Source organism: Micromonospora sp. NPDC005367 (genome assembly GCF_040606825.1).
Lineage (GTDB): Bacteria > Actinomycetota > Actinomycetes > Mycobacteriales > Micromonosporaceae > Micromonospora.
On the sequence record NZ_JBEXFP010000001.1, the window covers coordinates 133,147 to 159,507 of the forward strand.

22 protein-coding genes are annotated in these 26,361 nt (G+C 72.9%); 14 read left to right on the forward strand and 8 right to left on the reverse strand.

Going from position 1 to position 26,361, the window contains the following annotated elements; genetic code table 11:
- Window positions 1-47: 47 nt before the first annotated feature.
- The 5 genes from rsrA to ABZS42_RS00625 all read right to left on the reverse strand — a co-directional run bounded on the left by rsrA (window position 48) and on the right by ABZS42_RS00625 (window position 3,630).
- Window positions 48-335 (reverse strand): mycothiol system anti-sigma-R factor, encoded by a 288-nt coding sequence (rsrA, locus tag ABZS42_RS00605; protein ID WP_355141044.1) that lies wholly within the window; start codon window positions 333-335, stop codon window positions 48-50.
- A 1-nt stretch (window position 336) separates the two neighbouring features.
- Window positions 337-1,149 carry a sigma-70 family RNA polymerase sigma factor gene (locus ABZS42_RS00610; RefSeq protein ID WP_355141046.1) on the reverse strand — a complete coding sequence of 271 codons (813 nt, stop codon included), beginning with the start codon at window positions 1,147-1,149 and terminating at the stop codon, window positions 337-339.
- Window positions 1,150-1,565: 416 nt separating this feature from the next.
- Window positions 1,566-2,180, reverse strand: a complete 615-nt coding sequence (locus ABZS42_RS00615) for an alpha/beta family hydrolase (protein ID WP_355141048.1) — start codon at window positions 2,178-2,180, stop codon at window positions 1,566-1,568.
- 151 nt (window positions 2,181-2,331) lie between these two features.
- A complete protein-coding gene (locus ABZS42_RS00620; protein ID WP_355141050.1) occupies window positions 2,332-2,724 on the reverse strand; it encodes a WhiB family transcriptional regulator in 393 nt (130 codons plus the stop codon).
- Between the two features lie 198 nt (window positions 2,725-2,922).
- On the reverse strand, window positions 2,923-3,630 hold the full coding sequence (locus ABZS42_RS00625; RefSeq protein WP_355141052.1) for an SOS response-associated peptidase: 708 nt from the start codon (window positions 3,628-3,630) through the stop codon (window positions 2,923-2,925).
- Window positions 3,631-3,723: 93 nt separating this feature from the next.
- Here ABZS42_RS00625 and aroA point away from each other — a divergent pair, with 93 nt between their 5' ends.
- The 4 genes from aroA to ABZS42_RS00645 all read left to right on the forward strand — a co-directional run bounded on the left by aroA (window position 3,724) and on the right by ABZS42_RS00645 (window position 7,884).
- A complete protein-coding gene (aroA, locus tag ABZS42_RS00630) occupies window positions 3,724-5,025 on the forward strand; it encodes a 3-phosphoshikimate 1-carboxyvinyltransferase (RefSeq protein WP_355141054.1) in 1,302 nt (433 codons plus the stop codon).
- A 120-nt stretch (window positions 5,026-5,145) separates the two neighbouring features.
- Complete coding sequence (gene rsgA / locus ABZS42_RS00635) at window positions 5,146-6,123, forward strand: ribosome small subunit-dependent GTPase A (protein WP_355141056.1); 978 nt, start codon at window positions 5,146-5,148, stop codon at window positions 6,121-6,123.
- A gap of 28 nt (window positions 6,124-6,151) precedes the next feature.
- The gene (gene hisN / locus ABZS42_RS00640; RefSeq protein ID WP_355141058.1) at window positions 6,152-6,970 is read left to right on the forward strand and encodes a histidinol-phosphatase; all 819 of its coding nucleotides are present in this window, start codon (window positions 6,152-6,154) and stop codon (window positions 6,968-6,970) included.
- 59 nt (window positions 6,971-7,029) lie between these two features.
- Entirely contained in the window at window positions 7,030-7,884 is an 855-nt protein-coding gene (locus ABZS42_RS00645; RefSeq protein ID WP_355141351.1) for a hypothetical protein, read from the forward strand.
- Between the two features lie 64 nt (window positions 7,885-7,948).
- Here ABZS42_RS00645 and ABZS42_RS00650 read toward each other — a convergent pair whose 3' ends face one another.
- Window positions 7,949-9,148: a glycosyltransferase gene (locus ABZS42_RS00650; protein ID WP_355141060.1), complete on the reverse strand. Its 1,200-nt coding sequence runs from the start codon at window positions 9,146-9,148 to the stop codon at window positions 7,949-7,951.
- 230 nt (window positions 9,149-9,378) lie between these two features.
- On the opposite strand from ABZS42_RS00650, the gene ABZS42_RS00655 reads away from it, so the two are divergent.
- The 4 genes from ABZS42_RS00655 to ABZS42_RS00670 all read left to right on the forward strand — a co-directional run bounded on the left by ABZS42_RS00655 (window position 9,379) and on the right by ABZS42_RS00670 (window position 12,530).
- The gene (locus ABZS42_RS00655; protein WP_355141062.1) at window positions 9,379-10,380 is read left to right on the forward strand and encodes an SDR family oxidoreductase; all 1,002 of its coding nucleotides are present in this window, start codon (window positions 9,379-9,381) and stop codon (window positions 10,378-10,380) included.
- Entirely contained in the window at window positions 10,377-11,144 is a 768-nt protein-coding gene (locus ABZS42_RS00660; RefSeq protein ID WP_355141064.1) for an ATP-binding protein, read from the forward strand. The genes ABZS42_RS00655 and ABZS42_RS00660 overlap by 4 nt, the downstream gene beginning before the upstream one ends.
- A gap of 103 nt (window positions 11,145-11,247) precedes the next feature.
- Complete coding sequence (locus ABZS42_RS00665; RefSeq protein ID WP_355141066.1) at window positions 11,248-11,820, forward strand: DUF5709 domain-containing protein; 573 nt, start codon at window positions 11,248-11,250, stop codon at window positions 11,818-11,820.
- A 248-nt stretch (window positions 11,821-12,068) separates the two neighbouring features.
- On the forward strand, window positions 12,069-12,530 hold the full coding sequence (locus ABZS42_RS00670; RefSeq protein ID WP_355141068.1) for an ATP-binding protein: 462 nt from the start codon (window positions 12,069-12,071) through the stop codon (window positions 12,528-12,530).
- A 14-nt stretch (window positions 12,531-12,544) separates the two neighbouring features.
- Here the strand turns inward: ABZS42_RS00670 and ABZS42_RS00675 are convergent, their stop codons facing one another.
- Window positions 12,545-13,483, reverse strand: coding sequence for a ribose-phosphate pyrophosphokinase (locus tag ABZS42_RS00675; RefSeq protein WP_355141070.1), 939 nt, complete (start codon window positions 13,481-13,483; stop codon window positions 12,545-12,547).
- Between the two features lie 124 nt (window positions 13,484-13,607).
- Between ABZS42_RS00675 and glpK the strand changes: the two genes are divergently transcribed.
- The 4 genes from glpK (at window position 13,608) to ABZS42_RS00695 (ending at window position 19,221) form a co-directional block, all read left to right on the forward strand.
- The gene (gene glpK / locus ABZS42_RS00680; protein ID WP_355141072.1) at window positions 13,608-15,092 is read left to right on the forward strand and encodes a glycerol kinase GlpK; all 1,485 of its coding nucleotides are present in this window, start codon (window positions 13,608-13,610) and stop codon (window positions 15,090-15,092) included.
- A 67-nt stretch (window positions 15,093-15,159) separates the two neighbouring features.
- Window positions 15,160-16,836: a right-handed parallel beta-helix repeat-containing protein gene (locus ABZS42_RS00685; protein WP_355141353.1), complete on the forward strand. Its 1,677-nt coding sequence runs from the start codon at window positions 15,160-15,162 to the stop codon at window positions 16,834-16,836.
- Between the two features lie 118 nt (window positions 16,837-16,954).
- Window positions 16,955-18,190: a type VII secretion protein EccE gene (locus tag ABZS42_RS00690; protein WP_355141074.1), complete on the forward strand. Its 1,236-nt coding sequence runs from the start codon at window positions 16,955-16,957 to the stop codon at window positions 18,188-18,190.
- On the forward strand, window positions 18,187-19,221 hold the full coding sequence (locus tag ABZS42_RS00695; RefSeq protein ID WP_355141076.1) for a hypothetical protein: 1,035 nt from the start codon (window positions 18,187-18,189) through the stop codon (window positions 19,219-19,221). The genes ABZS42_RS00690 and ABZS42_RS00695 overlap by 4 nt, the downstream gene beginning before the upstream one ends.
- Before the next feature lie 48 nt (window positions 19,222-19,269).
- On the opposite strand, the gene eccCa is transcribed toward ABZS42_RS00695, so the two are convergent.
- The gene (gene eccCa, locus ABZS42_RS00700) at window positions 19,270-23,220 is read right to left on the reverse strand and encodes a type VII secretion protein EccCa (protein WP_355141078.1); all 3,951 of its coding nucleotides are present in this window, start codon (window positions 23,218-23,220) and stop codon (window positions 19,270-19,272) included.
- Window positions 23,221-23,433: 213 nt separating this feature from the next.
- Here eccCa and eccD point away from each other — a divergent pair, with 213 nt between their 5' ends.
- Complete coding sequence (gene eccD, locus ABZS42_RS00705) at window positions 23,434-24,810, forward strand: type VII secretion integral membrane protein EccD (RefSeq protein WP_355141080.1); 1,377 nt, start codon at window positions 23,434-23,436, stop codon at window positions 24,808-24,810.
- 7 nt (window positions 24,811-24,817) lie between these two features.
- Window positions 24,818-26,221, forward strand: coding sequence for a type VII secretion protein EccB (gene eccB / locus ABZS42_RS00710; protein ID WP_355141082.1), 1,404 nt, complete (start codon window positions 24,818-24,820; stop codon window positions 26,219-26,221).
- Window positions 26,222-26,361: the final 140 nt, after the last annotated feature.

Sequence of the window (26,361 nt, forward strand, 5' to 3'; positions counted from 1 at the left end):
GGTGGCCCGGGTCGAACATCGACCCGGGCCACCGTGCGTATTGGTTCTCAGTCGGCCAGTTCGCGCGACTCGCTGCTCTCGAAGACGACCAACTCGGTGAGCTTGACACGGAGCCGCTCGCGCAACTCCTCCGGCGCTGTCTCGTTGCCGCAGCAACGCGCCACCAGCGCCTTGACCTCCTGCTCGATGCCGTACTCCCGCAGGCAGTGCCCGCATTCGTCGAGATGGTGCCGGATCAGCGTGCGCCGCTCATCGGCGCACTCGAGGTCCAGGTAGAGGTATACCTCCGCGAGGACCTCATGGCAGTCCGTTTCGTGCGGCTCTCCACGGCTCACGTCACACCTCCCGGCCGGCGGGAGCGGTCGAGCCCTTGGTCGCGGCGGAGAAGCCGCGCTCCTTGGCGTACTGCTCCAGCAGCTTGCGCAGATTACGCCGACCGCGGTGCAGACGCGACATCACCGTGCCGATCGGCGTACCCATGATGTCGGCGACCTCCTTGTAGGAGAAGCCCTCGACATCGGTCAGGTAGACCGCCATGCGGAACTCCTCCGGCAACTGCTGGAGGGCCTCCTTGACGTCGCTGTCCGGCAGCCGGTCCAGCGCCTCGGTCTCCGCCGAACGCAGCCCACTGGAGGTGTGCGACTCGGCCTCGGCAAGCTGCCAGTCGGTGATCTCATCGGTCGGCGCCTGCACCGGCTGGCGCTGCCGCCGCCGGTAGGAGTTGATGTAGGTGTTCGTCAGGATCCGATAGAGCCAGGCCTTGAGATTCGTACCCTGCTCGAACTGGTGGAAGGCGGCGTACGCCTTCAGGTAGGTCTCCTGGACCAGGTCCTCGGCATCCGCCGGGTTACGCGTCATGCGCAACCCAGCAGCGTAGAGCTGATCGACGAATGGCATCGCGTCCCGCTCAAAGCGTTCCCTGCGCTCGTCCGTCTTCTCGGTGGTCAACCGCACATCCCCTCGCGTCGGATGCTTTCCCGCCGAGGATACGCGTACGGACCTGCCCGCAGATTCACTTCGGGCCGGTGTGCTCGTGCTCACCACTGCCGTTGCGCCCGATGTGACGGACCACTCAGGTCCGGCGAGCAGCTGCCGTAGCTGCCGCACGTCCCGGTCGTCCCGCTCCCGGCTCCGTGTCTCGATCGGCACCCGGTCCCCCCTCCGCGAAGAAAAGTCGTCCCGGGGGTAGTAACGCGGGTGTGCGGTGGGGCATTCCGGGAGGCACCGCTGATCGAATCGGGTCCAGCGGAATACCGGCTGTCCCGACGGGGCCGGGCACCGCGTCCCGGCGAGGTCGAGTCGCTCGCCGCTCGCCGCCCCCCTTTCCTGGTCCCGGCGTCGGTGCGACCGGCGCTGGGACCAGGAAGGGCCTGGGAGGATGGTTCCGCCACCCGAACCGGACGTCGGCACCATCCGATGCAACGACCCTCCTCCGCCGCCGGAAACGGCTCCTTCCGGACGCGGCACCGTCCCCGGCGCCCACCGCGGGTGGCCGGACAGCCGGTACGGCCCCGCTGATCTGCGGCGCCGACAGGTGACCGACGTCCCGTCCCGGCCGCCGCCGGTCAGTTCTTCGCCCAGCCCTGCCCGCGCAGCCAGTCCCGCACCACCGCGGCCACGCCGGACGGGTCCTTCCGCAGGTCGTGCACCTCGCCGGGACGGGTCACCACGGTCACGCCCGGGCTCGCCTCGGGCACTCCGAACGGGTCCCGGTCGCCGTTGACCACCAGGGTCGGCAGACCGGTCAGCAACTCCGCCGCTCGGGACCGCTCCGGCCGACCCGGCGGGTGCAGTGGAAAGGCCAGAGCCACGACGCCGACCGCGCCGACCGCGCCGGCCGTCCGGCAGGCAACCCGGGCGCCGCTGGACCGCCCGCCCACGATCACGGGAACGCCCTGGTGCCGCTCCCGCAGCACGGCGAGCACCGCGGTCCACGCCTCGTCGAGGTGCCCAGCGGGCGCGGGCGCGCGCCGACCGGCCACCCGGTACGGCTGGGTCACCCGGACCACGGCGACGCCGGCGGCCACCGCCTCGTCCCGTACCGCGAGCAGGTCCGGGGCGTCGACGTCGCCACCCGCGCCGTGCCCGAGTACGAGCAGGGACGCGGCGGGGCCGGCGGGCAGGTCGGTGTCGACCCGGGCCGGGCCGCGGGGCGTGGTGATCTCGTCGTGCTGTGTCACCGGCCCATTCTCGTCCCCGGCGACCGGTGTGACGCCCGGACCCGGCCCGACGGAGCCGACGAGGTTCGACTTCGCCGGGCCGCGGGTCTGCGCGCGTCACCCCGACAGCGGGGTGTTCGATCCGTGCACGGCGAGCGGCCCGCCCGGCGGCTCAGCTGAGCGGGACGAGCGTGAGCAGGCGGTCGCGGACCGGTGGGCCGGCCTCCTCGACGGCCTCCGGATCCGGTTGGACCTCGCCACGCCAGGCGACCAGCATGGCTCGGCGTTCCCGGGGCGTCGTCCCGCCCCACACGCCGTGGCAGTCGCCCACGTCGAGCGCCCAGGCGAGGCACGAACCCTGCACCTCGCAGCTGCGGCAGAGCGCGACCGCCGCGTCGGCGGGCTCGTTCGGCGCGGGAAAGAACGTCTCCGGATCGACAGTCTGGCAGGTGCCTCTGGTCCGCCACGCCTCGTCCTCACGTCGTTCGCGCAGCGCGCGGAGCAGACGCGGATCTCGTCGTGCGGCAGCAACCTCGTGCGGGCGGGGCATACGCGCCCGGGTCATCCACCCACCTCCCCCGTGGGACCGGCAAGATCGATGGGTGTCGTCCGCCCCCTGCGGATCGACACTCACCACCGGCGCTGTGTTCTACCGCACTTGTGGAGGGCGTCACAAGGGGCTATCGGGAAGATGGCTGAACGGCCGGGAGACGTTTCGCCCCGAACACCGGCAAATCGGTACGCGACAATGCGCAAGCCACTATCAGAACAGGGTCGGCTCCACCACGTCGGCACCGCGAGCGAGCGGCACCCGCGCGGTCAGCCGCGGCCCGTCGTTGCGTACGTCGCCCACCGCGGGGCCGACCGGACGGATCTCCAGCCCGGCGAGCCACTCGGGCGGCGCCGGGGCGAGCAGCTCGGCCGGATCCGCCGCGGAAGCCAGCCACGAGGCCCAGCGCTCCCGCGGCAGCAACACCGGCATCCGGTCGTGCACCTCGGCCAGCTCGCCGAGCGCGGCGGTGGTGAGCACGCTGAACGTGAGCCGCTCCCCGGCACCGGAACCCCAGGTCGACCAGATGCCGGCGAAGGCCAGCACCGAGCCGTCCGCAGGGGTCATGTAGTACGCCTGCCGACCCTCGGGCGAGCGCACCCACTCGTACCACCCGTCGGCCGGCACCAGGCAGCGGCGCCGGGCGAAGGCACCGGCGTACGCCCGGCTGGTCGCCACCGTCTCCGCGCGGGCGTTGATCATCCGTGCGGCCCCGGCGGCGCTGCGGGCCCAGTGCGGCAGGAAGCCCCACCGGCCCACGCAGAGGGCACGATGCCCCTCCGGGCTCAACCGCACCAGCGGGACCGGGTCGGTGGGCGCCACGTTGTAGTCCGGGCCCAACTCGCCGGCGGTGTCGTCGGACGACTCGAAGATGGCGCTCAGCTCGCCGGAGCTCCGAGTCGTCGCGTACCTGCCGCACATGTCGCACACGCTAACCCGCCGGACACCCCTCCGGCTGTCCCGACTGCCGGGCGGCCGGCGTCGCCGGGCCGACGGACACGGCAGAATGTAACCGTGGGGAATCCGACCGCGACCCGGCCGCTGCAGCCGTGGACCGCACCGACCGCCTCCGACCCGGTCGCGGCCACGCTGCGCCTGCCCGGATCCAAGTCGATGACCGCCCGCGCGCTGGTCCTCAGCGCGCTGGCCGGCGGTCCGTCGACGCTGGCCGGGCCGCTGCGCGCGCGAGACACCGAACTGATGGCCGCCGGCCTGCGCGGCATGGGCGCGCACGTGTCGATCAGCGACGACGAGCGCTGGCTCGTCCGACCGCACCGGCTCGTCGGCCCCGCCCACGTCGACGTCGGCCTGGCCGGCACGGTGATGCGCTTCGCACCGCCGGTCGCCGGACTGGCCGACGGGCGGATCACCTTCGACGGCGACCCGCACGCCCGGACCCGCCCGCTCGGCCCGCTGATCGGGGCGTTGCGCTCGCTCGGCGTCCGGATCGACGTCGAAGGCCCCCAGAGCCTCCCGCTCACCGTGCTCGGGGCCGGTCGGGTCGCCGGCGGCGAGGTCGTCATCGACGCCTCCGCCTCCAGCCAGCTGGTCTCCGGCCTGCTGCTGGCCGCACCCCGCTTCGACCGCGGAGTGGTGGTCCGGCACGTCGGCCCGCCGGTACCGTCCGCGCCGCACCTACGGATGACCGTGCAGATGCTGCGCGCCGCCGGCGCCGCCGTCGACGACACCGTCGCCGACGTCTGGGCGGTCGAGCCGGGGCCGATCGCCGGTCGTGGCTGGCAGATCGAGCCCGACCTGTCCGGTGCCGTGCCGTTCTTCGCCGCCGCCCTGGTCACCGGCGGCGAGGTCACCCTCCAGGGATGGCCGCACAGCAGCGCCCAACCGGTCGAGCGACTGCGGAAGCTGCTGCAGCGGATGGGCGGCGAGGTGACCCTCTCCACCGACGGGCTGACCGTACGCGGCACCGGCTCGGTGCACGGTCTGGAGGCGGATCTCTCCGACGTCAGCGAGCTGACTCCGGCGCTGACCGCGCTGGCCATGCTGGCCGACTCGCCGTCCCGGTTCACCGGGGTGGCGCACATCCGCGGCCACGAGACCGACCGGATCGCCGCGCTGGCGCGGGAGTTCACCGCGCTCGGCGCCGACCTCACCGAGTCCCACGACGGGCTGCACATCCGGCCCCGCCCGCTGCGCGGCGGCACGTTCCGCACCTACGCCGACCACCGGATGGCGCACGCCGCCGCGGTGGCCGGGCTCGCCGTGCCCGGCATCGAGGTCGACGACGTCGCCTGTACCTCGAAGACCATGCCCGAATTCCCGGCACTATGGTCAGCGATGGTGACGGGCAAGAGCTGACGCGACGGAGGGGCGGTCCTGGCGACCAAACGGCGAGAATACGACGAGGACGACGTACGGGTCCGACCCGGCAGGTCCTCGCGGCCGCGTACCCGCACCCGCCCGCAGCACGCCGACGCCGTGGAGGGCTTCGTCGTCGCCGTGGACCGGGGGCGCTACACCTGCGTGCTCGACGGCACCGTGCGGGAAGCAGCCATGGTCACCGCGATGCGCGCCCGCGAGCTGGGTCGCAAGTCGGTAGTGGTCGGCGATCGGGTCGCCCTGGTCGGCGACACCTCCGGCGTACCCGGCGCACTGGCCCGGATCGTCCGGATCGCCGAGCGGTCGTCGGTGCTGCGGCGTACCGCCGACGACGACGAGACCACCGCCGAGGGACGGCTGGAACGGGTGGTGGTGGCCAACGCCGACCAGCTGGTGATCGTCAGCGCGCTGGCCGACCCGCCGCCACGCACCGGGTTCATCGACCGCTGCCTGGTGGCCGCGTACGACGCGGACATCGAGCCACTGCTCTGCCTCACCAAGGCCGACCTGGCCGGGCCGGAGGCAGTGCTCGACTACTACGCCGAGCTGGAGCTGCCGTACGTGCTGATCCGGCCCGATTCGGAGCTGGACGCGCTGCGGGCGCTGCTCGCCGGTAGGATCTCGGTGCTCGTCGGGCACTCCGGGGTGGGCAAGTCGACGCTGGTCAACCGGCTGGTCCCCGAGGCGGCCCGGGCGGTCGGCACGGTCAGCGCGATCGGCCGCGGCCGGCACACCTCGACCAGCGCCGTGGCGCTGCGCCTGCCGCCGACGCCCGGCGGGGACGGCGTCGGCTGGATCATCGACACACCGGGCGTACGCAGCTTCGGGCTGGCGCACGTCTCCGCCGACAGCCTGCTGCACGGCTTCCCCGATCTGGTCGAGGGGACGCTCAACTGCCCGGCCAACTGCCCGCACACGGCCGACGCGCCGGAGTGCGGGCTGGACGCGTGGGTGGCCGCCGGCAAGGCCGATCCGCGCCGGCTCGCGTCGTACCGCCGGCTGCTCGCCTCCCGGGCCGGCGACGGCGACGCGCGCGGTGAGCCGGAGCCCCGCGGCGAACCGCCCGCCCTCGGATGATCCGCGCCGGGTCGGCTAGGTTGCCCGCATGACCGGGTACGCCGACGATCTCGCCCTCGCCCACCGCCTCGCCGACGCCGCGGACGCCATCTCGACCGCCCGGTTCCGGGCGCTCGACCTGCGCGTCGAGTCGAAGCCCGACCTGACGCCGGTCTCCGACGCGGACACCGCCGTCGAACGGGCCATCCGCGCCCTGCTGGCCGAGCACCGCCCGGCGGACGGACTGATCGGCGAGGAGTACGGCGACACCCCGCCCGCCGGGCCGGATGGGCGGCGCTGGGTGATCGACCCGATCGACGGCACCAAGAACTTCGTCCGGGGCGTGCCGATCTGGGGCACCCTGATCGCCCTGCTCGAGCAGGACCGGCCGGTGCTCGGGCTGGTCTCCGCCCCGGCGCTGGGACGCCGCTGGTGGGCCGCGGCCGGCGCGGGCGCCTGGGCCGGACCGGACCGGGACAGCGGCGAGCCGATCCACGTCTCCGCGGTGCGGAAACTTTCCGACGCCAGCTTCTGCTACTCCTCGTTGACGGGGTGGGAGGCCGCCGGACGGCTGGACGCGATGCTCGACCTCATGCGTGACTGCTGGCGCAGCCGCGCGTACGGCGACTTCTACGGCTACGTGCTGCTGGCCGAGGGGGCGCTGGACGTGATGGTGGATCCGGAGCTGTCGCTCTGGGACGTCGCGGCGCTGGTGCCGATCGTGCTCGAGGCGGGCGGCGCCGTCACCGACCTGGCGGGCGCACCGGCCCCCGCGGGTGGTGCCGGCACCGAGCACAGCGTGGTGGCCAGCAACGGCGCCCTGCACCCCGACATCCTCGGCCGGCTCGGTCGGCCAGCCGAGCGCTGACCCTCGTCAACCTCTATCCTCGCCAGGTGGTCTCCTCCGGCTGGTGCTTCCTCGCCGCCATGATCGTCGCGTACGGCGTCGCCAACCTGCTCCAGTCGGTGGCCGCGGCACGCACGACGGTGCACCACACTTTCGATCCCGGGCTGCTGTTGCGACTGGCCGGGCACCGTACCTACCTGGTCGGTGTGGCCTGCCAGCTCGGCGGCTTCCTGCTGGCCTTCCTGGCCCGCCGCGACCTGCCGCTCTTCCTGGTGCAGTCGAGCGTGGCCGCCGGGCTCGGCGTGACCGCCATCCTCGGCGTGGTGGTGCTGAAATGGCGACTACCGGTCGCCGAGGTGGTGCTGCTGGTGTTGCTCTTCGCCGGGATCAGCGCGCTGGTGCTGGCCGCCCGACCGGCGCCGTCGCGGCAGCTCGGCCCCGGGGCCCTGCTCGGCCTGCTGCTGGTGCTCGGGCTCATCGCCGTCCTCGGTTTCTTCGCGGTCCGGCTGCACGGGTCGCCCGGGTCGGTGGCCCTCGGGTCGCTGGCCGGGCTGGCGTTCGCCGCCGCCGCGGTGGCCGCCCGACCGCTCGCCTCCACACCGTCGGCCGAGGCGTTCGCCCGTAACCCGCTGCTCTACCTCCTGGTCGCGCACTCGATCGTCGGGCAGCTGCTGCTCGGCCTGGCGATGCAGCGGGGCTCCACGACCGCGGCGGTGGCGGCGATGGACGCGGCCGGCGCGGTACCCGCAGCGGTCGTCGGGTTGCTGCTGCTCAACGACAAGATCTGGCCGGGCCGGGAGTGGCTGGCCGGCGCCGGTTTCCTGATCACCCTCGCCGCGGTGATCGGCCTGACCCGGTACGCCGAGCCGCAGCACCACCCCGCGTTGGCCCGGGCCGACGAGCCCGCCATGGCCGGCGTCGTAGCTCCGCACTGAGGCCACCGGGCCCCGAAGCCGCCCCCGGGCCGAGCGCAGGGCTGCGCGGTGACCTGACGGGATCTCAGGCCTCGACCGGCTTGCGCCGGCTCATCACCCGCTCGTAGAGGCGTTCCAGCGCCCCGGCGGTCCGCTCCCAGGTGTAGCTGCACCGCACCCGGTCCACGGCCGCGTGACCGTACGCGAACCGGCCCGCGTTGTCCGCGAGCAGCCGCCGGAGCGTCACCCCGAGCGTGCGTACGTCGCCCGGCGGCACGAGCCGCCCGGTCACCTCGTCGACCACCGCGTCGGCGATGCCGCCCATCGCGTAGCCGACCACCGGCACACCGCAGGCCATCGCCTCCAGCGAGACCCGCCCGGCGGAGGAGTAGTGCGGGGTGCAGGCCACCACGTCCGCCGACCGGTACCAGGTGGCCATCTGGTCGTGCGGCACCGCCCCCACCAGGCGTACCTGCTCGCCCACTCCGTTGCGCTCCGCGAGTTCGCGCAGCCGGCGCGCCTCGGCGTGGTTGTCCAGCTGTTCGAGCGGCGGTCCGCCGGCGATCACCAGCTCGGCGTCGCCGACCAACCGCATGGCCTGGATCAGATCGTCCTGGCCGTGTCCGGGGGCGAGCCCGCCGACGGAGAGGATCCGAGCCCGCTGGTCGCGGGGAGCCGCCTCGCCGTCGGGATGGAACTTTTCGACGTCCACCCCGGTGGGCACCATCGCGACCGCGGTGCGTTGCAGTCCCATCCGGGTCAGCTCGTCGACCTCGTCGTTGCACTGGGCGACCGCCACGTCCACCGCCCGGGTCAGTGCCCGCTCCAGCGGGATCCGTTCTCCCGGGCCGTCGTACGCCCGGCCGAGGTGGCGCAGCTGCTCGATGCCGAGCGAGTGGAAGGTCTGCACGACCGGGATGGCCGTCTCGCGCACCGCGTGCGCCGCGGCCAGCCCACCGACCCAGTAGTGACCGTGCACCACCTCCGGGGATCGTTCGCCGGTCCAACGGTCGGTCAACCACCCGCCGAACTCCGCCACGTAGGGGATCAGTTCGGCCGTGGGCAACGGTTCGGCGGGCCCGACGGGGACGCGCTCCACCTGGTAGCCGTCGAGGTCGAGGGTCGCCGGCAGCGCGGGGTCGTCCCGGCGTTCGTAGACCCGGACGTCATGGCCTCGTTTGGCGAGTTCGGCGGCGACCCGTGCGATGTGTTGATGGGTGCCGACGGTCGGGCCGTCGATCGTCCTGGACGGGCCGGCGTGCGCGCAGACGAGGCCGACGCGCATGGGTCACCTCCATGCGATGTATCCAACGGTGGTCCTCCCGGTCAGAGGGTCCCATTAACCACGGCCCGAGAAGCCGAAACCTGGCAGATCAGGAAGAGCCCGGCGAGTCACCCGGACACTTGCGCCACGAGGCCACCAAACGTCCCGGCCATCGTCCTGTTGATCACTTGCGTGGTGATCCGACGGCTTTCGTCGGCATGACCCACCCCGGGTGGGGGTACCGGCGGGAAATGCCACTCACGCGCAGCCTCGACGCCGCCACCGTCGTGATCACTGGCGCCTCCAGCGGCATCGGCACCGCCACCGCGTACGCGCTGGCGCGCCAGCGGGCCGCGGTGGTGCTGGCGGCACGGAGCGAGGCCGCCCTGGTCCGGGTCGCCGAGCGGTGCCGGGAACTCGGCGGCCGGGCGCTGGTCGTACCGACCGACGTCACCGACGCGGCCTCGGTCGAGCGGCTGGCCGACCGGGCGGCAGCGGAGTTCGGTCGGATCGACGCGTGGATCAACAACGCGGCGGTGAGTGCCGTCGGTCTCTTCGACGAGATCCCGGTGGAGGAGTTCCGCCGGGTGCTGGAGGTCAATCTGCTCGGTGCGGTGCACGGCATCCGGGCCGCGCTGCCGCATCTGGGCGCCGCCGGAGGCGGGGTGGTGGTCAACAACGCCTCGGTGCTGGCCGAGGTGGCGATGCCCTACCAGTCGGCGTACAACGCCACCAAGCACGGCCTGCGCGGCCTGGCCGACACGGTCCGCCAGGAGCTGCGGGTCACCGGACGGTCCGCCATCTCGATCTGCACGGTCCTGCCGGCCAGCATCGACACCCCGTTCTTCCGGCACGTCGCCAACCACAGCGGGCGGGAGGTGACACCGCCGCCGCCGGTCTACCCACCGGAGATGGTGGCGACGACGATCGTGCGCCTGCTGCGCCGGCCGCGCCGCGAGGTGTACGCCGGCAGCGCGGCACGGCTGATCGGCCTCCAGTGGCGGCTGGCGCCGGCGCTCGCCGAGCGCACGCTGGGCTGGTACGCGCACAAGACGCAGTTCGGGCCGGGTGTCCGGCCGGAGACCGTGGGGAACGTGTTCCGGGCCGACGCGGACGGCCGGCGCGACGGCGGCTGGCACGGCCGGCGCCGGCAACTGATCCGGATGACCGCCGCGTTCGGTCTCGCGGCGGCCGGTACGGCCGTCGGCACGATGGCCGCCCGCACCCGGCGAACGCGGACGGAGCGCTCATGACGCGGATCGAGCGGCCCGCGGCCGGGCACGAGACGACGATCGACTCGGCCGGAGCGCGCTGGCGCCTGACGGCCGACGAGTCCTCGGCGGTGGTCCGGCTCACCGGGCTGCTCGAACCGGCCGGCGTCCCCGCCGTACGCGACGCGCTGCTCATCCGGCTCTGCGACCGTCCCGGCCCGGTGGTGGCCGACCTGACCGACCTGCGGGTCACCGATCCGGCCGCCCGTTCCGTCTTCGCCGATGTGCAGCGCGAGGTCGCCGGCTGGCCCGCGGCGGGTCTGCTGGTCTGTGACCCCAGCGCCGACCGGCTGGATCCGGCCCTGGCCGGGGTGCCGGTCCTGCCCGACCTGGACGCGGCCATGGATGCGCTCGCCCGGTCACCGATGGCGGCGGTGCTCAGCGCCGACCTCGTCCCGGCGGTCGGCTCGGCGCGGCAGGCGCGGGAACTGGTGACCGACGGCTGCGTGCGGTGGGGCTTGCCGGCGCTCGCCGAGGCCGGTGGCATCGCGGTCACCGAACTGGTCAACAACGTGGTCGCGCACGCCGGCACGCCGATGACGGTACGGGTCGCCCCGGACGGCGAGGCGCTACACCTGGCCGTACGCGACCACTCGACGCACCAGCCCGCCTTCGCCGGGCCGGCCTCGCCGACCTCGATCGGCGGCCGGGGTCTACTGCTGGTGGACGCCCTCGCCGACCGTTGGGGAAGCACTCCCCTCCCCGACGGCAAGCTGGTCTGGTGTGTTCTCGCAGCCCCGGCCTGAGCCCGCCGCGCGGCGGTTGCCGCTGGGCGCTATAGCCGCTTACGCGGCCTTTGAGGGGCAGCCCAACTGCATGATCGACGGATCGAGTGGGTAGAGATCCGTCATGCGCGACGACGAGTACCCGACCCCCGTGTCCGACCCGGAGGCGAACGGCCTGCCGGGGACCGCCGACGACGACTCGACCGCGAACGACGACGTGCTGACCGGTCGCGAGGCGGACGGCCCGGACCCGGCCCAGTTGCCCGCCGACCGGACCCCCGTCGCCGTGGACGGCTACGGAACCACCGCCGACGAGCAGCTCGACGGCGAGTCGCTGGACTACAAGCTCCAACGTGAGCAGTTCGAACGACCCACCGACGACCCGCTGGCCGGTCCGGTCGACCCGGACATCGCGGCCGAGGCGGACAGCGAGGAGGCCGCGGCACAGGCCCAGCTCGACGCCGACGTGATGGATCCCGGACCGAGTTCGGACCCGAAGTCGGCGGTCTCGCTCTACGACCACGGCCAGCTCGGCACCGTCGCCGACGCCGAGGTGGGCCGGCTCGTCGAACCGGACGAGGGGTCGCACACCGACCAGGAGACCGACAACGTCGCGTACGACGCGGGCTCGGCCGGCGGCGGGGCCACCGCCGAGGAACTGGCCGTGCACGAGACGCGACCACCGCACTCGATCTGACCGGATCGACTCGACGCGGCACGCGCAGCCGGCCACGCAGGTCCGCGCCACCACCAATCGGCGCGGCCACCCGGGGGAACGCGACGGCGAGCCACGACGGCACCACGAACCTTCCCGGCGACGACAGGCCCGGCCGCCTGCGAAGCCGCGGCGGTCACACGCGCACGAGGTGCTGATGCACGTCAGCAAACCCTGACGTACGGTGGAAATGCCGCGAAAAACTCCGAGATCCGCTGCCGGGACGGGCCATGACGAACGTCGACCCTCGCGTACCGCGTACCGTTGGGCCCATCGAACCTGCCCTCCTCATCGCCGAAGCCTTCGACCGGGGCCGGGTGACCGAGTTGCGTCACTCGGTCACGTCCTGTGCCCACGAGGCGGGCCTGCGCGACCAGCGGCTCGACGACTTCATCCTCGCGGTCAACGAGCTGATCACGAACGCGGTGCGGCACGGCGGTGGCCACGGCTCACTCCGGCTGTGGCGGCGTGACGGAAGGCTGATCTGCGAAGTCGCCGACCAGGGGCTCGGCATCAGCACCCAGCGGCTGGACGACCGGAGCCGACCCGCGCCGGACACCGCCGGCGGCTGGGGCCTCTGGCTCGCCCGCAAACTCAGCGACAGCATGGAGGTGATCAGCGGCGAGACCGGCACGGTCGTCCGGATCACCACCGCCGTCCCCGCGCACACCCCGGCCAGCCGGCCCGACTGACCGTACGGCGCAGCTCAACCGAAGAGCGCGCTGACCGACTCGCCGTTGTGGATCCGCCGCATCGCCTCGGCCAACGCCGGCGCCACCGACAGCACCTTCAGCTTCGGCCCCCGCTTCCCGGCCGGGATCGGCACGGTGTTCGTGCAGACGATCTCCAACACCCCCGGTTGCTCGCCGAGCCGGGCCAGCGCGTCACCCGAGAAGAGCCCGTGCGTGCAGGCCAGCCTGATCGACCCGACCTCCAGCTCGCGCAGGTGGTCCATCAGCTCGATCATCGTGCTGCCCTTGGCGATCTCGTCATCCAGCACGATCACGTCCCGGCCCGCCACGTCACCGATCACCGCGCTGATGGTGACCTTGTCGTCGCTGAACCGCTGCTTCGCGCCCGCCGCGACCGGCGTACCGAGCATCCGGGCGAAGGCCGCCGCCTGCTTGGCGTTGCCCAGGTCGGGCGAGACCACCACGGTGTTGGTCAGGTCGTAACGCTTGAAGTGACCGGCCAGCTCACGCAACGCGTGCAGATGGTCGACGGGGACACTGAAGAAGCCGTGCACCTGCGGCGAGTGCAGCGTCATCGCCAGTACCCGGTGCGCCCCGGCGGAGGTGAGCAGGTCGGCGACGAGCCGACCACCTATCGAGATGCGCGGCGCGTCCTTCTTGTCCGACCGGGCGTACGCGTAGTGCGGCAGCACCACGGTGATCCGGCCGGCCGAGGCGCCCCGGGCGGCGTCGATCATCAGCAGCAGCTCGACCAGGTGCTCCTGCACCGGCGGCACCAGCGGCTGGATCAGGAAGACGTCCCGCTCCCGGCAGTTGGCCTGTAGCTGCACCTCGAGGCAGTCGTTGGCGAACCGGGACACCCGCGCCGGTCGCAGTGGCACGCCCAACTGGGCACAGATCTCGGCAGCGAGCTCCGGATGGGCGGATCCGCTGAACACGGCGATGTCACGCACGTCTGCACATCGTACGGCCGTGCCCGGCACACGGGGCGCGATGGGCCGCGACAGGTCGTCGCACCCGAGCCGCCGGGGCCGACGACGGTCGGCGCGACCGCGCCGCTGCGGGTACGGTGCTGCCGTGACCGGAGAGTACGTCGCCGCCATCGATCAGGGCACCACCTCCTCGAGGTGCATCGTCTTCGACCGGGCCGGGGAGATCGTCTCCGTGGCGCAGCGCGAGCACCGGCAGATCCTTCCGCGCCCCGGCTGGGTCGAACACGACGCCGAGGAGATCTGGGCGAACGTCGAGCACGTCGTCCGCGAGGCGTTGCGGGAAGCCGGCACCGACCCGGCCGGTCTCGCCGCCGTCGGCATCACCAACCAGCGGGAGACCACCCTCGTCTGGGACCGGGTCACCGGCCGCCCGGTGGCGAACGCGATCGTCTGGCAGGACACCAGGACCGCGCCGCTGCTGCGCGAACTCGACCAGTCGTACGGCGAGCAGCGGTTCCGGGAGCGCACCGGGCTGCCACTGGCGACCTACTTCGCCGGGCCGAAGCTGCGCTGGCTGCTGGAGAACGTCGACGGGCTGCGCACCCGCGCCGAGGCCGGCGAGGTGCTCTTCGGCACCTTGGACAGTTGGCTGATCTGGAAACTGACCGGCCGCCACGTCACCGACGTGACCAACGCGAGCCGCACGATGCTGATGAACCTCTCCACTCTCGACTGGGATCGCGAGCTGCTCGCCGCGATGGGCGTACCGGCGGCGATGCTGCCGGAGATCCGCAGCTCCGCCGAGGTCTACGGAACGGCCACCGGGGTGCTCGCCGGGGTGCCGGTGGCCAGTGCCCTCGGCGACCAGCAGGCCGCGCTGTTCGGACAGACCTGCTTCCAGCCGGGCGAGGCCAAGTGCACGTACGGCACCGGCAGCTTCCTACTGATGAACACCGGTGCGAGCGCGGTCGCCTCGGCGCACGGTCTGCTCACCACGGTCGCCTACCGGATCGACGGCCAGCCGGCCGCATACGCCCTGGAGGGGGCGATCGCGGTGACCGGGTCACTGGTCCAGTGGCTGCGGGACAACCTGGGCCTGATCTCCACCGCGGCGGAGGTGGAGGAGTTGGCCGGCACGGTCGAGGACAACGGTGGCTGCTACGTGGTGCCGGCCTTCTCCGGGCTCTTCGCCCCGCACTGGCGCAGCGACGCGCGGGGGGTGATCGCGGGACTGACCGGCTACATCACCAAGGGCCATCTGGCCCGGGCGGTGCTGGAGGCCACCGCCTGGCAGACCCGCGAGGTGGTCGACGCGATGAACGCCGACTCGGACGTGGCCCTGCGACGGCTGCGGGTGGACGGCGGCATGACCGCCAACAGCCTGCTCATGCAGTTCCTCGCCGACGTGCTCGACGTCCCGGTGGTCCGTTCCCGGATCACCGAGACCACCTGCCTCGGCGCCGCGTACGCGGCCGGCCTCGCGGTCGGGTTCTGGCCCGATCTGGCCGCGCTGCGCGCCCACTGGCGCTCCGACGCCGAGTGGGCGCCTCGGATGGACCCGGCGCTCCGCGACCGCGAGCTGCGCAACTGGCGCAAGGCCGTGCAGCGCACTCTCGACTGGGTCGACTGACCGGTAGTCTTCGAGCCGGACGCCCCAGGGGCGTTCCGGTCCGTCCCTTCCACGACCGAGCGGGGCCATCGTGCGCGTGCTGACTGTCTCCCCTGATCGACCCGGCGCCTGTCCGACCATCTCGGACGCACTTGAGATCGCGCCGGACGGTGCGGTCGTCTCGATCGAACCCGGCGTCTACCGCGAGGCGCTACGCCTCGACGGCCGCCGGATAACACTGTCCGCCGCCGGCGAGTCCGGGTCGGTGACGGTGGACGGCGAGGCCGCCGGTCGGCCGGCGATCGGCTTCGCGAGCGGCGAGGTGACCCTCCAGGGGCTCGTCGTCAAGGGCGGCGACCACCCGGCCGTCCAGGCGACGGGTGGCCGGCTCCGGATGGAGAAGTGCACGGTCGGCGCGGGCTACGCCGCAGCGGTGTCGGTGGGCGACGGCGCGCGGCTGGACGCCGTCGAGGTGACCGTCACCGGCGGGCAGCACGGCATGGTCATCTCCGACGCCGGCGGCACCATCGAACAGTGCGAGATCCGGGACGTGGCCGAGGACGGTCTCATCATCCGGCTCGGCGCCGACCCGACCGTCCGCGACTGCACCGTGGTCAACAGCGGCTTCCGCGGCATGTACGTCTACCAGGCCGCCCGCCCCACCATCGAGCGCTGTGACGTGTCCGCCACGGGTGACGCGGGCATAGTGGTGGCACTGCAGAGCGGACCCACCATCGTGGACTGCTGGGTGCACGACACCCCCGGCGTCGGCATCGACGTGGGGCGCGGCTGCGGCGGCGTGGTGGAGGGCTGCCGGACCGAGCACACCGCCGAGCCGGGCGTACGGATCGCCGAGGGCGCGAGCACCGTGCTCCGCGAGAGCGAGCCGGCCGCCGGGCGGCCGAAGGCCGGCGTCAGCTCGGGCGGCTCGGCCGGAAAGGACGAGCAGAAGGTCGACGAACTTCTCGCCGAGCTCGACTCGATGATCGGCCTGGAGGGGGTGAAGGCGGAGGTCCGCTCGCTGATCGACGAGATCCAGGTCAACGAGTGGCGGCGCAACGCCGGCCTGTCGGTCGGCGCGGTCAGTCACCACCTCATCTTCACCGGCGCTCCGGGTACCGGTAAGACCACTGTGGCCCGCCTCTACGGTCAGCTGCTCAAGGCCCTCGGCGTGCTGCCGAACGGCCTGTTCCGCGAGGTCGCCCGGCGCGACCTGGTCGGCCAGTACATCGGCCACACCGCGGAGAAGACCTCCTCGGTGTTCAACGAGGCACTGGGCGGGGTGCTCTTCATCGACGAGGCGTACACCCTGTCCCGAGCCGGGAGCACCGGCGGCGACTTCGGCCAGGAAGCCATCGACACGCTGGTCAAGCTGATGGAGGACCACCGGGACCAGGTCGCCGTCATCGTGGCCGGTTACACCACCGAGATGGCGGCCTTCCTGGACGCCAACTCCGGTCTGGCCTCCAGGTTCGCCAAGACCCTGGAGTTCGAGAACTACAGCCCGGAGCAGCTGGTCGAGATCGTCGGCCGGATCGCCCGCAACGACGACTACATGCTGCTCGACGGCCTGACCGACGGGCTGCTGGAGTGGTTCAGCCAGATCGACCGGGACCAGAACTTCGGTAACGCGCGTGAGGCCCGAAAGCTGCTGGAAGGGATGCGGAAGGCGCAGTCCGGACGGCTGCGCGCGCTGGGCCGGATGCCGAGCCGCGACGACCTGCGCACCCTGGTGCTGGACGACCTGCTCGTCGCCACCCGATGACGGGGGTCGGCCCGGTTCGGTGGCCCACGGCCCCCGGGCGGCGCACCGAAGTTCCTATGATGAGCACAGCCCGTGGGCGGACCACACAAGTCAATGCGTCTGGAGGTAGCAGCCGGAGATGACCGGAGCACCGCGACCAGTACGCCCCGACGCACGACCCGACGGCTCCGCCGAAGCTGCGCGACTTCGAGCCCGCCGCCGCCCGGGCCGGGTCGGCGAGGTGCACGTACTGCAACTGTTCGTTCTCGAGGCGGTCGTGCTGGGCGTCCTGGCCAGCGGGCTGATCGGGATGCCGGCGCTGATCGGCGCCGCCGTGCTCGGGATCCTCGTGCTGACCGTGACCTTCCTCCGGTCCCGGGGGCGCTGGTGGCTGGAGCGCCAGGCGATGGCCCGCCACCATCGACGCCGCCGGGCCGCCGGCCCGCCGGTCGTGTCCGATCCGCGCCTCGGCGTCCTGCACCGCCTCGCCCCCAGCCTGTCGGTGGAGAACGTGGCGATGTCCGACGGCAGCGTCGTCGGTGTGGCCCGCGACGACGCCGGGTGGTTCGCCGTGGCCGCCGTCGTCCCGCCGGAGTCCGGTGCCGGGCCGGCGCCCGGGTTGCCGCTGAACCTGCTGGCCACCGCGCTCACCGAAACCGGCCAGCAGGGCGCGGTGCTCCAGGTGGTGACCAGCACCGTGCCTCCGGACGGTGCGGAGGCCAGCCCCGTCACACCGGCCAAGGAGTCCTACCGCCGGCTGCTGGCCGGTCTGGACACCCCGGTCGTACCGGCGGAACGGACGACCTGGATCGCGGTCCGGCTGGACGCACGCTCCCTCGCCGAGGCGCTCTCGGACTACGCGGTCGACCTGAGCCTCGCTTCCTCCGTGGTGGCGGCGCTGGCCCGCCGGGTGAGCAAGTCACTGCGCCGAGTCGGAGTCGTCCACCGGCTACTGGACGCCGAGGCGCTGGTCGCGGCCCTCGCCGCGTCCTGCGGGTTCAACCCGGAAACCCGCGTCGGCGCCGAGCAGGTCCGCGAGGAGTGGTCCGCCTGGCAGTACGGCCATCTCGCGCATCGCTGCTTCTGGCTGCGCCAGTGGCCGGCGGTGGACCGGGCCGCCGCGCTGTTCGGCTGGCTGGACATCGTTCCCGCGTCGATGGTGACGGTGTCGCTGACCCTCACCGCGAAAGGCGCGGACGAGGACTTCGACCTACGCGGGCTGGTCCGGTTGACCGGCCCGGCGCAGGCGCTTCCCCAACTCTGCGGCGCGGTCGCCGACGGGGTGGGCAAGGCGGGCGGGGAACTCTTCCCGCTCGACGGCGAGCACGGCCCGGCGGTGTACGCGTCGGCGCCGACGGGAGGTGGCGCGGGATGAGCCGATCCGGAGACCAGGGACGCGCATCGGTACCGGCCACCCTCGGCGGAACGCCCGACCACCCGGCGTATCCGGGTGGCGCCGCGGCGGCGGCCCCGCCGGCCACGACCGCCCACCAGGTGCCCGCGCAGGCTGCGCCCGCCGAGAACGCGGCACTGGTCGCGGCGCCGTCGACCAGCGCCGAGACCGCGTCCACGGCCACCGCCACGGCCCTCGCGACGGCCCGTGGCGACCGGCTCGGCCGGAGCGTGGCCAGCCCGCTCGCCGCTGGGCACGGAGATCCGCGCCGACCGATCACCCCGCCGATCCATCCGTTCATGGCCGAGCCCGGCACCGCGCGGGGCCCCGCCGGACGGATGCCCCGGCTGCGGATCGGCAGCCACGCCGTCTCACCGTCCGCGCTGGCCCGGCTCAGCCCGGCCCGCTACGCCGCCGGCCTCGTCCTGGGCGCCGACCGTCGGCGCGTACCGGTGACCCTCCGGATGTTCCACCCCGAGCCCAGCCGGATCACCCTGGTCGGTGGAGTCTGGGCGGCACAGCTCGTCGCTTTCCGCGTACTGGCCCTGGGCGCACGGGTCACCGTGGTGACCGCCGAACCGGCGGTGTGGAACGCTCTCGGCCCGGCCGCGCTGGGACGGGCCGACGACCGGGTGGAGATCTGCACCGCCCCGGGCGAGGTCCGGCCGGCCAACGCCCAGCGACCGATGCTGCTGATCCACGACGTGCCACCGGCCGCCCTGGGCACCGCGCTGCCGGATCAGCCGTGGCAGACCCGTCTCACCGTCGTGCGGCGGCTCGAACCGGCCGCCGCGCGGGCACTCAAGGAAAGTGGGCTCTGTCTGCTGCAACGACTGACGGCGGCCGAGTCCGCGCTGGCCCAGCACGCTCTTCGGCTGCCCCGGGACAGCGCCCGGTTCCTCCAGGTGATGGCCGACGACATGATCACCCTGGTCGGTGCCGCCGGCGACCGCCACCTCTGGCTGCACCAGACCGATGTGGAGCACCAGGTGCTGGGACCGCCCCGCCGCTGACCGCTGGTGCGCCGGGCCGGCGTCACGCCGGCCCGGCCCCAGCCGAGTTCACTGCGTGGGCGGCAGCCAGGGCAGCTGGACCAACTGGGCGCCGCCCCGGCGGGTGAACAGCCACCCTCGACCGGCGGGAAGACGCTGCGGCTTCATGTTGCCGAACAACGCGCCCTCCTCGCGCGGGCCGGACATCATGATGGCCGGCGAGGCCAGCTCCCGGATCCGACCGATGACCGGATCGAACATGGCCCGGCCCGCGCCACCGATCCGGCGGGTCAGGATCAGGTGCAGGCCGATGTCCCGCGCCTGGGGCAGGAACTCCAGCAGGGGGGCCAGCGGGTTCACCGAGGCGCCGGCCACCAGGTCGTAGTCGTCGACCAGCACGTACAGCTCCGGCCCCTTCCACCAGGAGCGGTTGCGCAGCTGCTCCTGGGTCACCTCGCGGCCGGGAAGCCGTTCCTTCATCACCGCGACGACCTGCTTCACCAGGTCGGCGGTGACCTGCTGGGAGGTGCCGTAGCCGATCAGGTGCTCGCTCTCCACCGCGCCCAGCAGGCTGCGCCGGAAGTCCACCAGGATGAGCCGCGCCTTCGCCGGGTCGTTGCCCGACACGATGCTGCGGGCCATCGTCCGCAGGAAGGTGCTCTTGCCGCACTCGACGTCACCGAAGAGCAGCAGGTGCGGCTCAGCGGTGAAGTCCAGGCGGACCGGCTGAAGGTTGGTCTCGGCGATGCCGACCGGGATCACGCCGCCTTGCGCGGCGGGCAACGAGTCGTACGGCAGTTCGGCGGGGAGCAGCCGCACCGGCGGGGCGCCCGCCGTCGTCCAGTTCTGCTGGATCTGTTTCACCAGGTCGCCGAAGGCGTCCAGCAGGTCGTCGGTCTCCGGCCGGCCATCCATCCGGGGCAGGCCGGCGAGGAAGTGGAGCCCGTCCGGGGTGAGACCGTGGCCGTGCTGCTCGGGCACGTTGACGGCGGCCCGTCGGTTGATGACGGAGTCGGCCGGCTCGCCGAGCCGCAACTCCACCTTGGTGCCGAACATGTCGCGCACCGCGGGCCGGACGTCCATCCACCGGTTCGTCGCGGCGAGGATGTGGATGCCGTACCCGAGACCCCGGTTGGTCAGCTCGGTGACCATGGGCTCCAGGTCCTCGAAGTCGGCCCGCAGCGTCGACCAGCCGTCCACCACCAGGAAGACGTCTCCGAACGGATCCTGCCGGAACCGCCCCTCGCGGCGGGCCCGGCGGTAGCCCGCCGCGCCCTCGATGCCCTCGCTGGCGAACATGGCATCCCGGGCCTGCATCAGACCGTGCAGCTCGGCGATGGTCCGGCGGACCTTGTCCACCTCACGCTTGTTGGCCACGCCACCGACGTGCGGCAGCCCGCTCAGCGCGGCGAGCGTGCCGCCACCGAAGTCGAGGCAGTAGATCTGCGCCTCCCGGGGCGTGTGGGTGAGAGCGAGGCTGGTCACCAGCGTCCGCAGCAGGTTGCTCTTACCGGTCTGCTGCGCGCCCACCACCATCACGTTGCCGGCCGCGCCGGACAGGTCGATCCAGAACGGGTCGCGGCTCTGCTCGAGCGGCTTGTCCACGATCCCGGCGACGCCCTGCAGGGCGCCGTGCCGGGCCTCGGTCGCAACGGTGAGGCCCCGCTGCGGGAGCGGCGCGATCGAGCCGAGGAGCTGGTCGAGGGTGGGCGGTTCGTCCAGCGGGGGGAGCCACACCTGGTGTGCCGCCGGCCCGCGCCCCTCCATCCGCTCCACCAGGACGTCGAGCAGGCTCTCCCCGACGAACTCCTCGTTCGGCGCCTCGACGGCCTCGTCCGGCTCCTCGTCGGTGACCACCGGCACGTAGTCGGTGCTGTAGTCGCGTACCGGGTCGATCTGCCGACCGCCTACGGTCGGCACACCGCTCTGGTGCCGTACTGCGCCGGAGACGTACGCGGCCTTGAACCGGATCAGGCCCTCCGTACCCGCCTTCAGGTAACCGTGCCCGGGCGAGCGGGGCAGCTCGTACGCGTCCGCCACACCGAGCACCGCCCGGCTCTCCATCGAGGAGAAGGTCCGCAGACCGAGCCGGTACGACAGGTGCGTCTCCAGCCCGCGCAGCCGCCCCTCCTCCAGCCGCTGCGAGGCGAGCAGCAGGTGCATACCGAGAGACCGCCCGACCCGGCCGATCTGCACGAACATGTCGATGAAGTCGGGGCGGGCGCTGAGCAGCTCGCTGAACTCGTCGACCACCATGAGCAGGCTCGGCAACGGCGCGAGCGGCACCCCCGCGGCCCGGGCCCGCTCGTAGTCCCGCTGCGACGCGTAGTTCCCGGCCCGGCGCAGCAGCTCCTGCCGGCGGGTGATCTCACCCTGGATGGCGCCGAGCATCCGGTCCACCAGGAAGAGTTCCTCGGACAGGTTGGTGATGACGGCGCTGGTGTGCGGCAGACGGTCCAGCGCCGCGAACGTGGCACCACCCTTGAAGTCGACAAGCACCAGGTTGAGGATCTCCGGGCTGTGTGTCACCGCGAGCGCGAGCACGAGCGTACGGAGCAGCTCACTCTTGCCGGAGCCGGTGGCACCGACCAGCAGGCCGTGCGGGCCCATGCCCTCCTGGGCCGACTCCTTCAGGTCGAGTTCGATCGGGCGTCCGCTCTCGTTGACGCCGATCGGCACCCGGAGCCGGTTGCGGGTCGGGCGGTTCACCCAGGACTCGGTGAGGTCCAGCTCGTACGGGTCACCGAGGCCGAGCAGCTCGGCCAGGCCGAGGTCGACGTTGACCGCCTGCTGCTCCTGGTAGGACACCGCGGACAGGCGCAGCGGAGCCAGCTCACGGGAGAGCACCTCGATCGCGTCCCGGTCGAGGGCGTCGGCCTGGCCGACCCGGGTCGTGCCGTCGGCCGTGGTGCCGGAGACGCTGCCGTCGTCGGCGACGTCCAGCACCACCGACGTCTCGTCGAGCAGCCGGGGCGGACGCGTGGTGAGATCCAGGACCGTGACCCCGGCCAGCCCGCCCTCGGTCATTAGGTGGTCGGCGCCTCCGACGTGCCCGCCGTCGATCACCACCAGCACGTACGGCAGCGTCGACTGGGTCGCGGCGGGGTCGAAGCGGGGCCGGTTGCTCAGTACGTCGACGAGCATCGCCTCCAGCGCGACCACAGTCGGCGCGAACAACCGGATGGGCCCGACGGCGTCGAGCTTCTCCGGGTGTTGCGCGTGCGGCAGCCACTTCGCCCACTCCCATTCGGCCCGCCGGTCCTCGGCGACGCAGAGGGCGACGAGCAGGTCCTCGGGGGCGTGGAAGGACGTCATCTGGGCCAGAATCGCGCGGACCAGGCCCGACGCGGCGTCGCCTTCGCCCCGGAGGTAGACGTGCGAGAAGTCGCGCAGCGCGATCGCCACCGGCAGATCGGGCACCACCGAGTAGGTCGAGACGAAGCGGCGCAGTGCCAGCGCGCAGAGCGGCTCCAGCTCGTCCACCGGCCGGGCCTGCGGCGGCACCAGAGGCGTCGCCACCTCCTGCGGCCCGAGCGCGATACGCACCACGCCGAAGTCCGCGTCGCCTCGGCGGCGCTCCCACAACCGCCCGCTGCTCGCGGTGGACCAGAGGGCGTCGGGGTCCGGGTGCCGGTAGTGGAGGGCCTCCCGCTGCTGACGGATGGTGGCCCGCACCTGCGCCCGGAGCTGGGCGAGTCGGCGCATGTACTGGCGCCGGGACTCGATCATCTCCTTCTTGCCCGGGCCGGACTGGTTCACCACCATCACGGCGATCATGCCGAGGATGGAGACGCCGTACATGCCACCGACCACGTAGGTCATCACACCGCCGCGCTGCATGCCCATCATCAGGCCCATCGCGGCGGCGCCCGCCGCCATGGGCAGGATCATCAGCATGCGGGTCCAGCCACGGCCACCCGCCGGGGGCACCTCGGGCGGGGGATCGAGCAACACCTCACCGGTCGGCAGCATGGGCGCCGGCCGACGAGGCGGCCGTTTGACGACCACCAACGACGACATCTGCCAGTCCCTCCCACCACATTGGCCGACAGCGGCGCCAATCCTATAGACCGATGGTCCTGCGCACGGACCGCTGCCCACCGATGGACGGACGCCGGGCTCGATCCGGCCGTGTTACGTTGACCGACGCGGAGGCCGAGGAGCGACCGCGCGCAGACGCATGCACGGGAGGTGACCAGCGTGACGGCCCCCGGCGGTCTCAGTCTGGCCAGGGTGACTATCGCCGCTCCCAAGCGGCGGATGGACGTGGCGTTACCGAACGGCATGCTCGTTGCGGAATTGTTGCCACACCTGCTCCGGCACGCCGGTGAAGGGCTCGGCGACGTCGGTGAGCAGCAGGGCGGCTGGGTGCTCCGGCGAGCCACCGGCACACTGCTGGAGGCCAACCGGAACCTGTCCACGCAGGGCGTACGCGACGGCGAGCTGCTGCACCTGAGGCCCGGCCGGGACGAGTGGCCGGAGCTGGCGTACGACGACGTGGTCGAGGTGATCGCGAGCAGTGCGCGGCGAGCCGGTCGAGCCTGGAGCGACGACGCCACTCGACGATGTGCGCTGGCGGTCACCGCGGCGCTGCTCGGGGTCGGCCTGATCGCGTTGCTGGCGGTCGGTTCGCCGTGGCTCGTACCGGCGCTGGTGGCGCTCGGCGTCGCGCTGCTGCTGGCGGTCGCCGGGCCGGTGCTCTCTCGGGCCATGGGCGACGCCACCACCGGCGCGGTGGTGGCCGCCGCGGGTCTGCCCTACGGCTTCTTCGGCGGGGCCCTGCTGGCGACCCCGGACGGCACACCGGTCACCGGTATCGGCGCCCCGGGGCTGCTGCTCGGCTCGGCCACGCTGCTGGTCTTCAGCCTGATCGGGTACGCGGCGGTCGCCGGCGTGCAGCGACTCTTCATGGCCGGGCTCGCGGCCAGCGTCACGGGCCTGCTCGCCGCCCTGCTCAGCTACGGTGGGGTCTCCACGGCCGGCTCGGCCGCCGTCACGCTGACCGCCGTCATCGGTCTGCTGCCCGGCTACCCGCTGATCGCGAGTTGGCTGGGCAAGCTGCCCGTGCCGGAGCTGCCCGACCGGCCGGAGGAGATCCTCAAGGACCGGCCGGTGCCCGAGCGCGCGAAGGTCTTCGTGACCGTCGCCCGGGCCACCGAGCTGCTCTCCGGAATGCTGCTGTCCGTCGCGATCTGCGGCGCGCTGGCCATCGCTTTCCTCCTCAACCACGACCACACACCGGCGGGCGCGCTGCTCGCACTCTGTGGGTCCGGCGCGATGCTGCTGCGCGCCCGGCTGTTCCCCAGCGCCGAGCAGCGGGTGCCGCTGCTGGCGGGCGGCCTGCTCGGGCTGGTCGCCCTCGCGATGGGCGAGATGTCCGACACCGAGGCCGGCGCCGGACGGCTGCTGGTTCTGGTCGTTGTGCTCGCCGCGCCCGCGCTGGTGCTGGCGGCCGGGCTGCGGTTCAGCCGCCGGCGACCGACGCCGCATCTCGGCCGGGCCGCCGACATCGCGGACGTGGTCGCCATCATGGCGCTCATTCCGCTGGCCTGCGCGGTGATCGGCCTGTTCGGGGCGATCCAGGGAATGTTCGCCTCGATCGGCGGGTGAGGCACGGATGGCGACGCGGCGGGATCAGCTCCAGTCGTACCAGTTCATGACCCAGCGGGTCATCTCCGCCTTCGTGATGCGGGAGACCGATCCGCAACAGTCGCCGCTGCGGCGCGGCATCGGCGCGCTCTTCGGCGGGCTGATGGTGGCCGTGCTCGTCGCCGCCGGCGTCGGCATCTACGGCCTGCTGACCAAGGTGGGCGGCGAGAGTTGGCGCAAGCCCGGCTCGGTGGTGGTCGAGAAGGAGAACGGCGCCACCTACGTCTACCTGGACGGCAGGTTGCACCCGACGCTCAACTACACCTCGGCGCTGCTGGCCGTGGGCCGGCCCGGCGCTCCGGTGGCGCGCGTCTCCAGCGCGACCCTCACCGGTGTGCCGCGGGGTGTCCCGATGGGCATCCCGAACGCGCCCGACTCGCTGCCCGGAGTGAAGGAGCTGACGGGCCTGCCCTGGTCGGTCTGCTCCACGTCGAACCCGGACGGCAGCGGCCAGGTGGCGACCAGGGTGACCCTCGCGCTCTCCGTCACGCCGTCCGCGGCGACCGGGGTCGGCGACGGTGGGCTGCTCGTCAAGGATGCCGCGCTCGGCATGGAATACCTCGTGTGGCACGGCCGCCGGCATCTGGTGCAGGAACCACGGGTCCTGGTGCCCGCGCTCTTCGGCGCCGTCAGCCCCGCCCCGGTCGGCACCTCCTGGCTCAACGCGCTGCCGGCCGGCACGGATCTCGCCGCTCTGCCGATCGCGAACCGGGAGAAGCGGTCGGACGCGGTACCCGGGCGGCGCAACGGCGACCTGCTGGTCGCGCAGACCGGCTCCGGGCCCCAGCACTACCTGGTGCTCGCCGACGGCGTCGCACCGATCACCCCGGTGCAGCAGGTGATCCTCAGTGGACGGTACGGTCGCCAGCCGGTCGAGGTGCCGGTCTCCGAGGTGACCTCGCTACCGGCGAGCGATCAGTTGCCCAAGGCCGCGGCGAACGGTCAGCTGCCGGCGACGCCACCGCATCTCGTCCCGATCGACCGAGGTCAGCAGATCTGTGCCGTGAACCGGGAATCCGGGAGCCCGCCGGAGCTGACGGTGGGCGGCGTCGTACCCGGCGCGGAACGGGCCACGCCGACCGGCTCCGTCTCACCCGACGGCATCCCGCTCGCGGACCAGGTCCTCGCCCCGGCGGGCCGCGTCACCGTGCTGAAGGCGCTGGGTAGCCCCGGCTCGTACAGCATCGTCACCGACCTGGGCATCCGGTACCCGGTCCCGTCGGCGGCGGCGCTCGCGCTGCTCGGCTACCCGGCCGAAATGGCGCTGGACGTACCGCCCAGCCTGATCCTGCTCATCCCGACCGGACCGTCGCTGGACCCCCGCGCCGCCACGATGCCCGCCACCGCCGCCGCGGTGGGCGCGGGGAGCTGAGGAGCACCGGGCCCCAGCACCCGCCGCCGCCGACGGGCGGGACCGAGCCTCGGCGCGGCGGACGTACCGGATCCTCGCGCGCCCACGCTCGGCCGGACGCGGCGAGGTCCGGGTGCTCGCAGCACGCGCCGAGCAAGCCC

Excerpts from the sequence above, each read along its gene's own strand:
- ABZS42_RS00620 (WP_355141050.1), bottom strand. The coding sequence starts at position 2,724 with ATGACCCGGGCGCGTATGCCCCGCCCGCACGAGGTTGCTGCCGCACGA.
- ABZS42_RS00625 (WP_355141052.1), bottom strand. The coding sequence starts at position 3,630 with ATGTGCGGCAGGTACGCGACGACTCGGAGCTCCGGCGAGCTGAGCGCC.
- hisN (WP_355141058.1), top strand. The coding sequence starts at position 6,152 with ATGACCGGGTACGCCGACGATCTCGCCCTCGCCCACCGCCTCGCCGAC.
- ABZS42_RS00645 (WP_355141351.1), top strand. The coding sequence starts at position 7,030 with ATGATCGTCGCGTACGGCGTCGCCAACCTGCTCCAGTCGGTGGCCGCG.
- ABZS42_RS00650 (WP_355141060.1), bottom strand. The coding sequence starts at position 9,148 with ATGCGCGTCGGCCTCGTCTGCGCGCACGCCGGCCCGTCCAGGACGATC.
- ABZS42_RS00655 (WP_355141062.1), top strand. The coding sequence starts at position 9,379 with ATGCCACTCACGCGCAGCCTCGACGCCGCCACCGTCGTGATCACTGGC.
- ABZS42_RS00660 (WP_355141064.1), top strand. The coding sequence starts at position 10,377 with ATGACGCGGATCGAGCGGCCCGCGGCCGGGCACGAGACGACGATCGAC.
- ABZS42_RS00665 (WP_355141066.1), top strand. The coding sequence starts at position 11,248 with ATGCGCGACGACGAGTACCCGACCCCCGTGTCCGACCCGGAGGCGAAC.
- ABZS42_RS00670 (WP_355141068.1), top strand. The coding sequence starts at position 12,069 with ATGACGAACGTCGACCCTCGCGTACCGCGTACCGTTGGGCCCATCGAA.
- ABZS42_RS00690 (WP_355141074.1), top strand. The coding sequence starts at position 16,955 with ATGACCGGAGCACCGCGACCAGTACGCCCCGACGCACGACCCGACGGC.
- ABZS42_RS00695 (WP_355141076.1), top strand. The coding sequence starts at position 18,187 with ATGAGCCGATCCGGAGACCAGGGACGCGCATCGGTACCGGCCACCCTC.
- eccCa (WP_355141078.1), bottom strand. The coding sequence starts at position 23,220 with ATGTCGTCGTTGGTGGTCGTCAAACGGCCGCCTCGTCGGCCGGCGCCC.
- eccB (WP_355141082.1), top strand. The coding sequence starts at position 24,818 with ATGGCGACGCGGCGGGATCAGCTCCAGTCGTACCAGTTCATGACCCAG.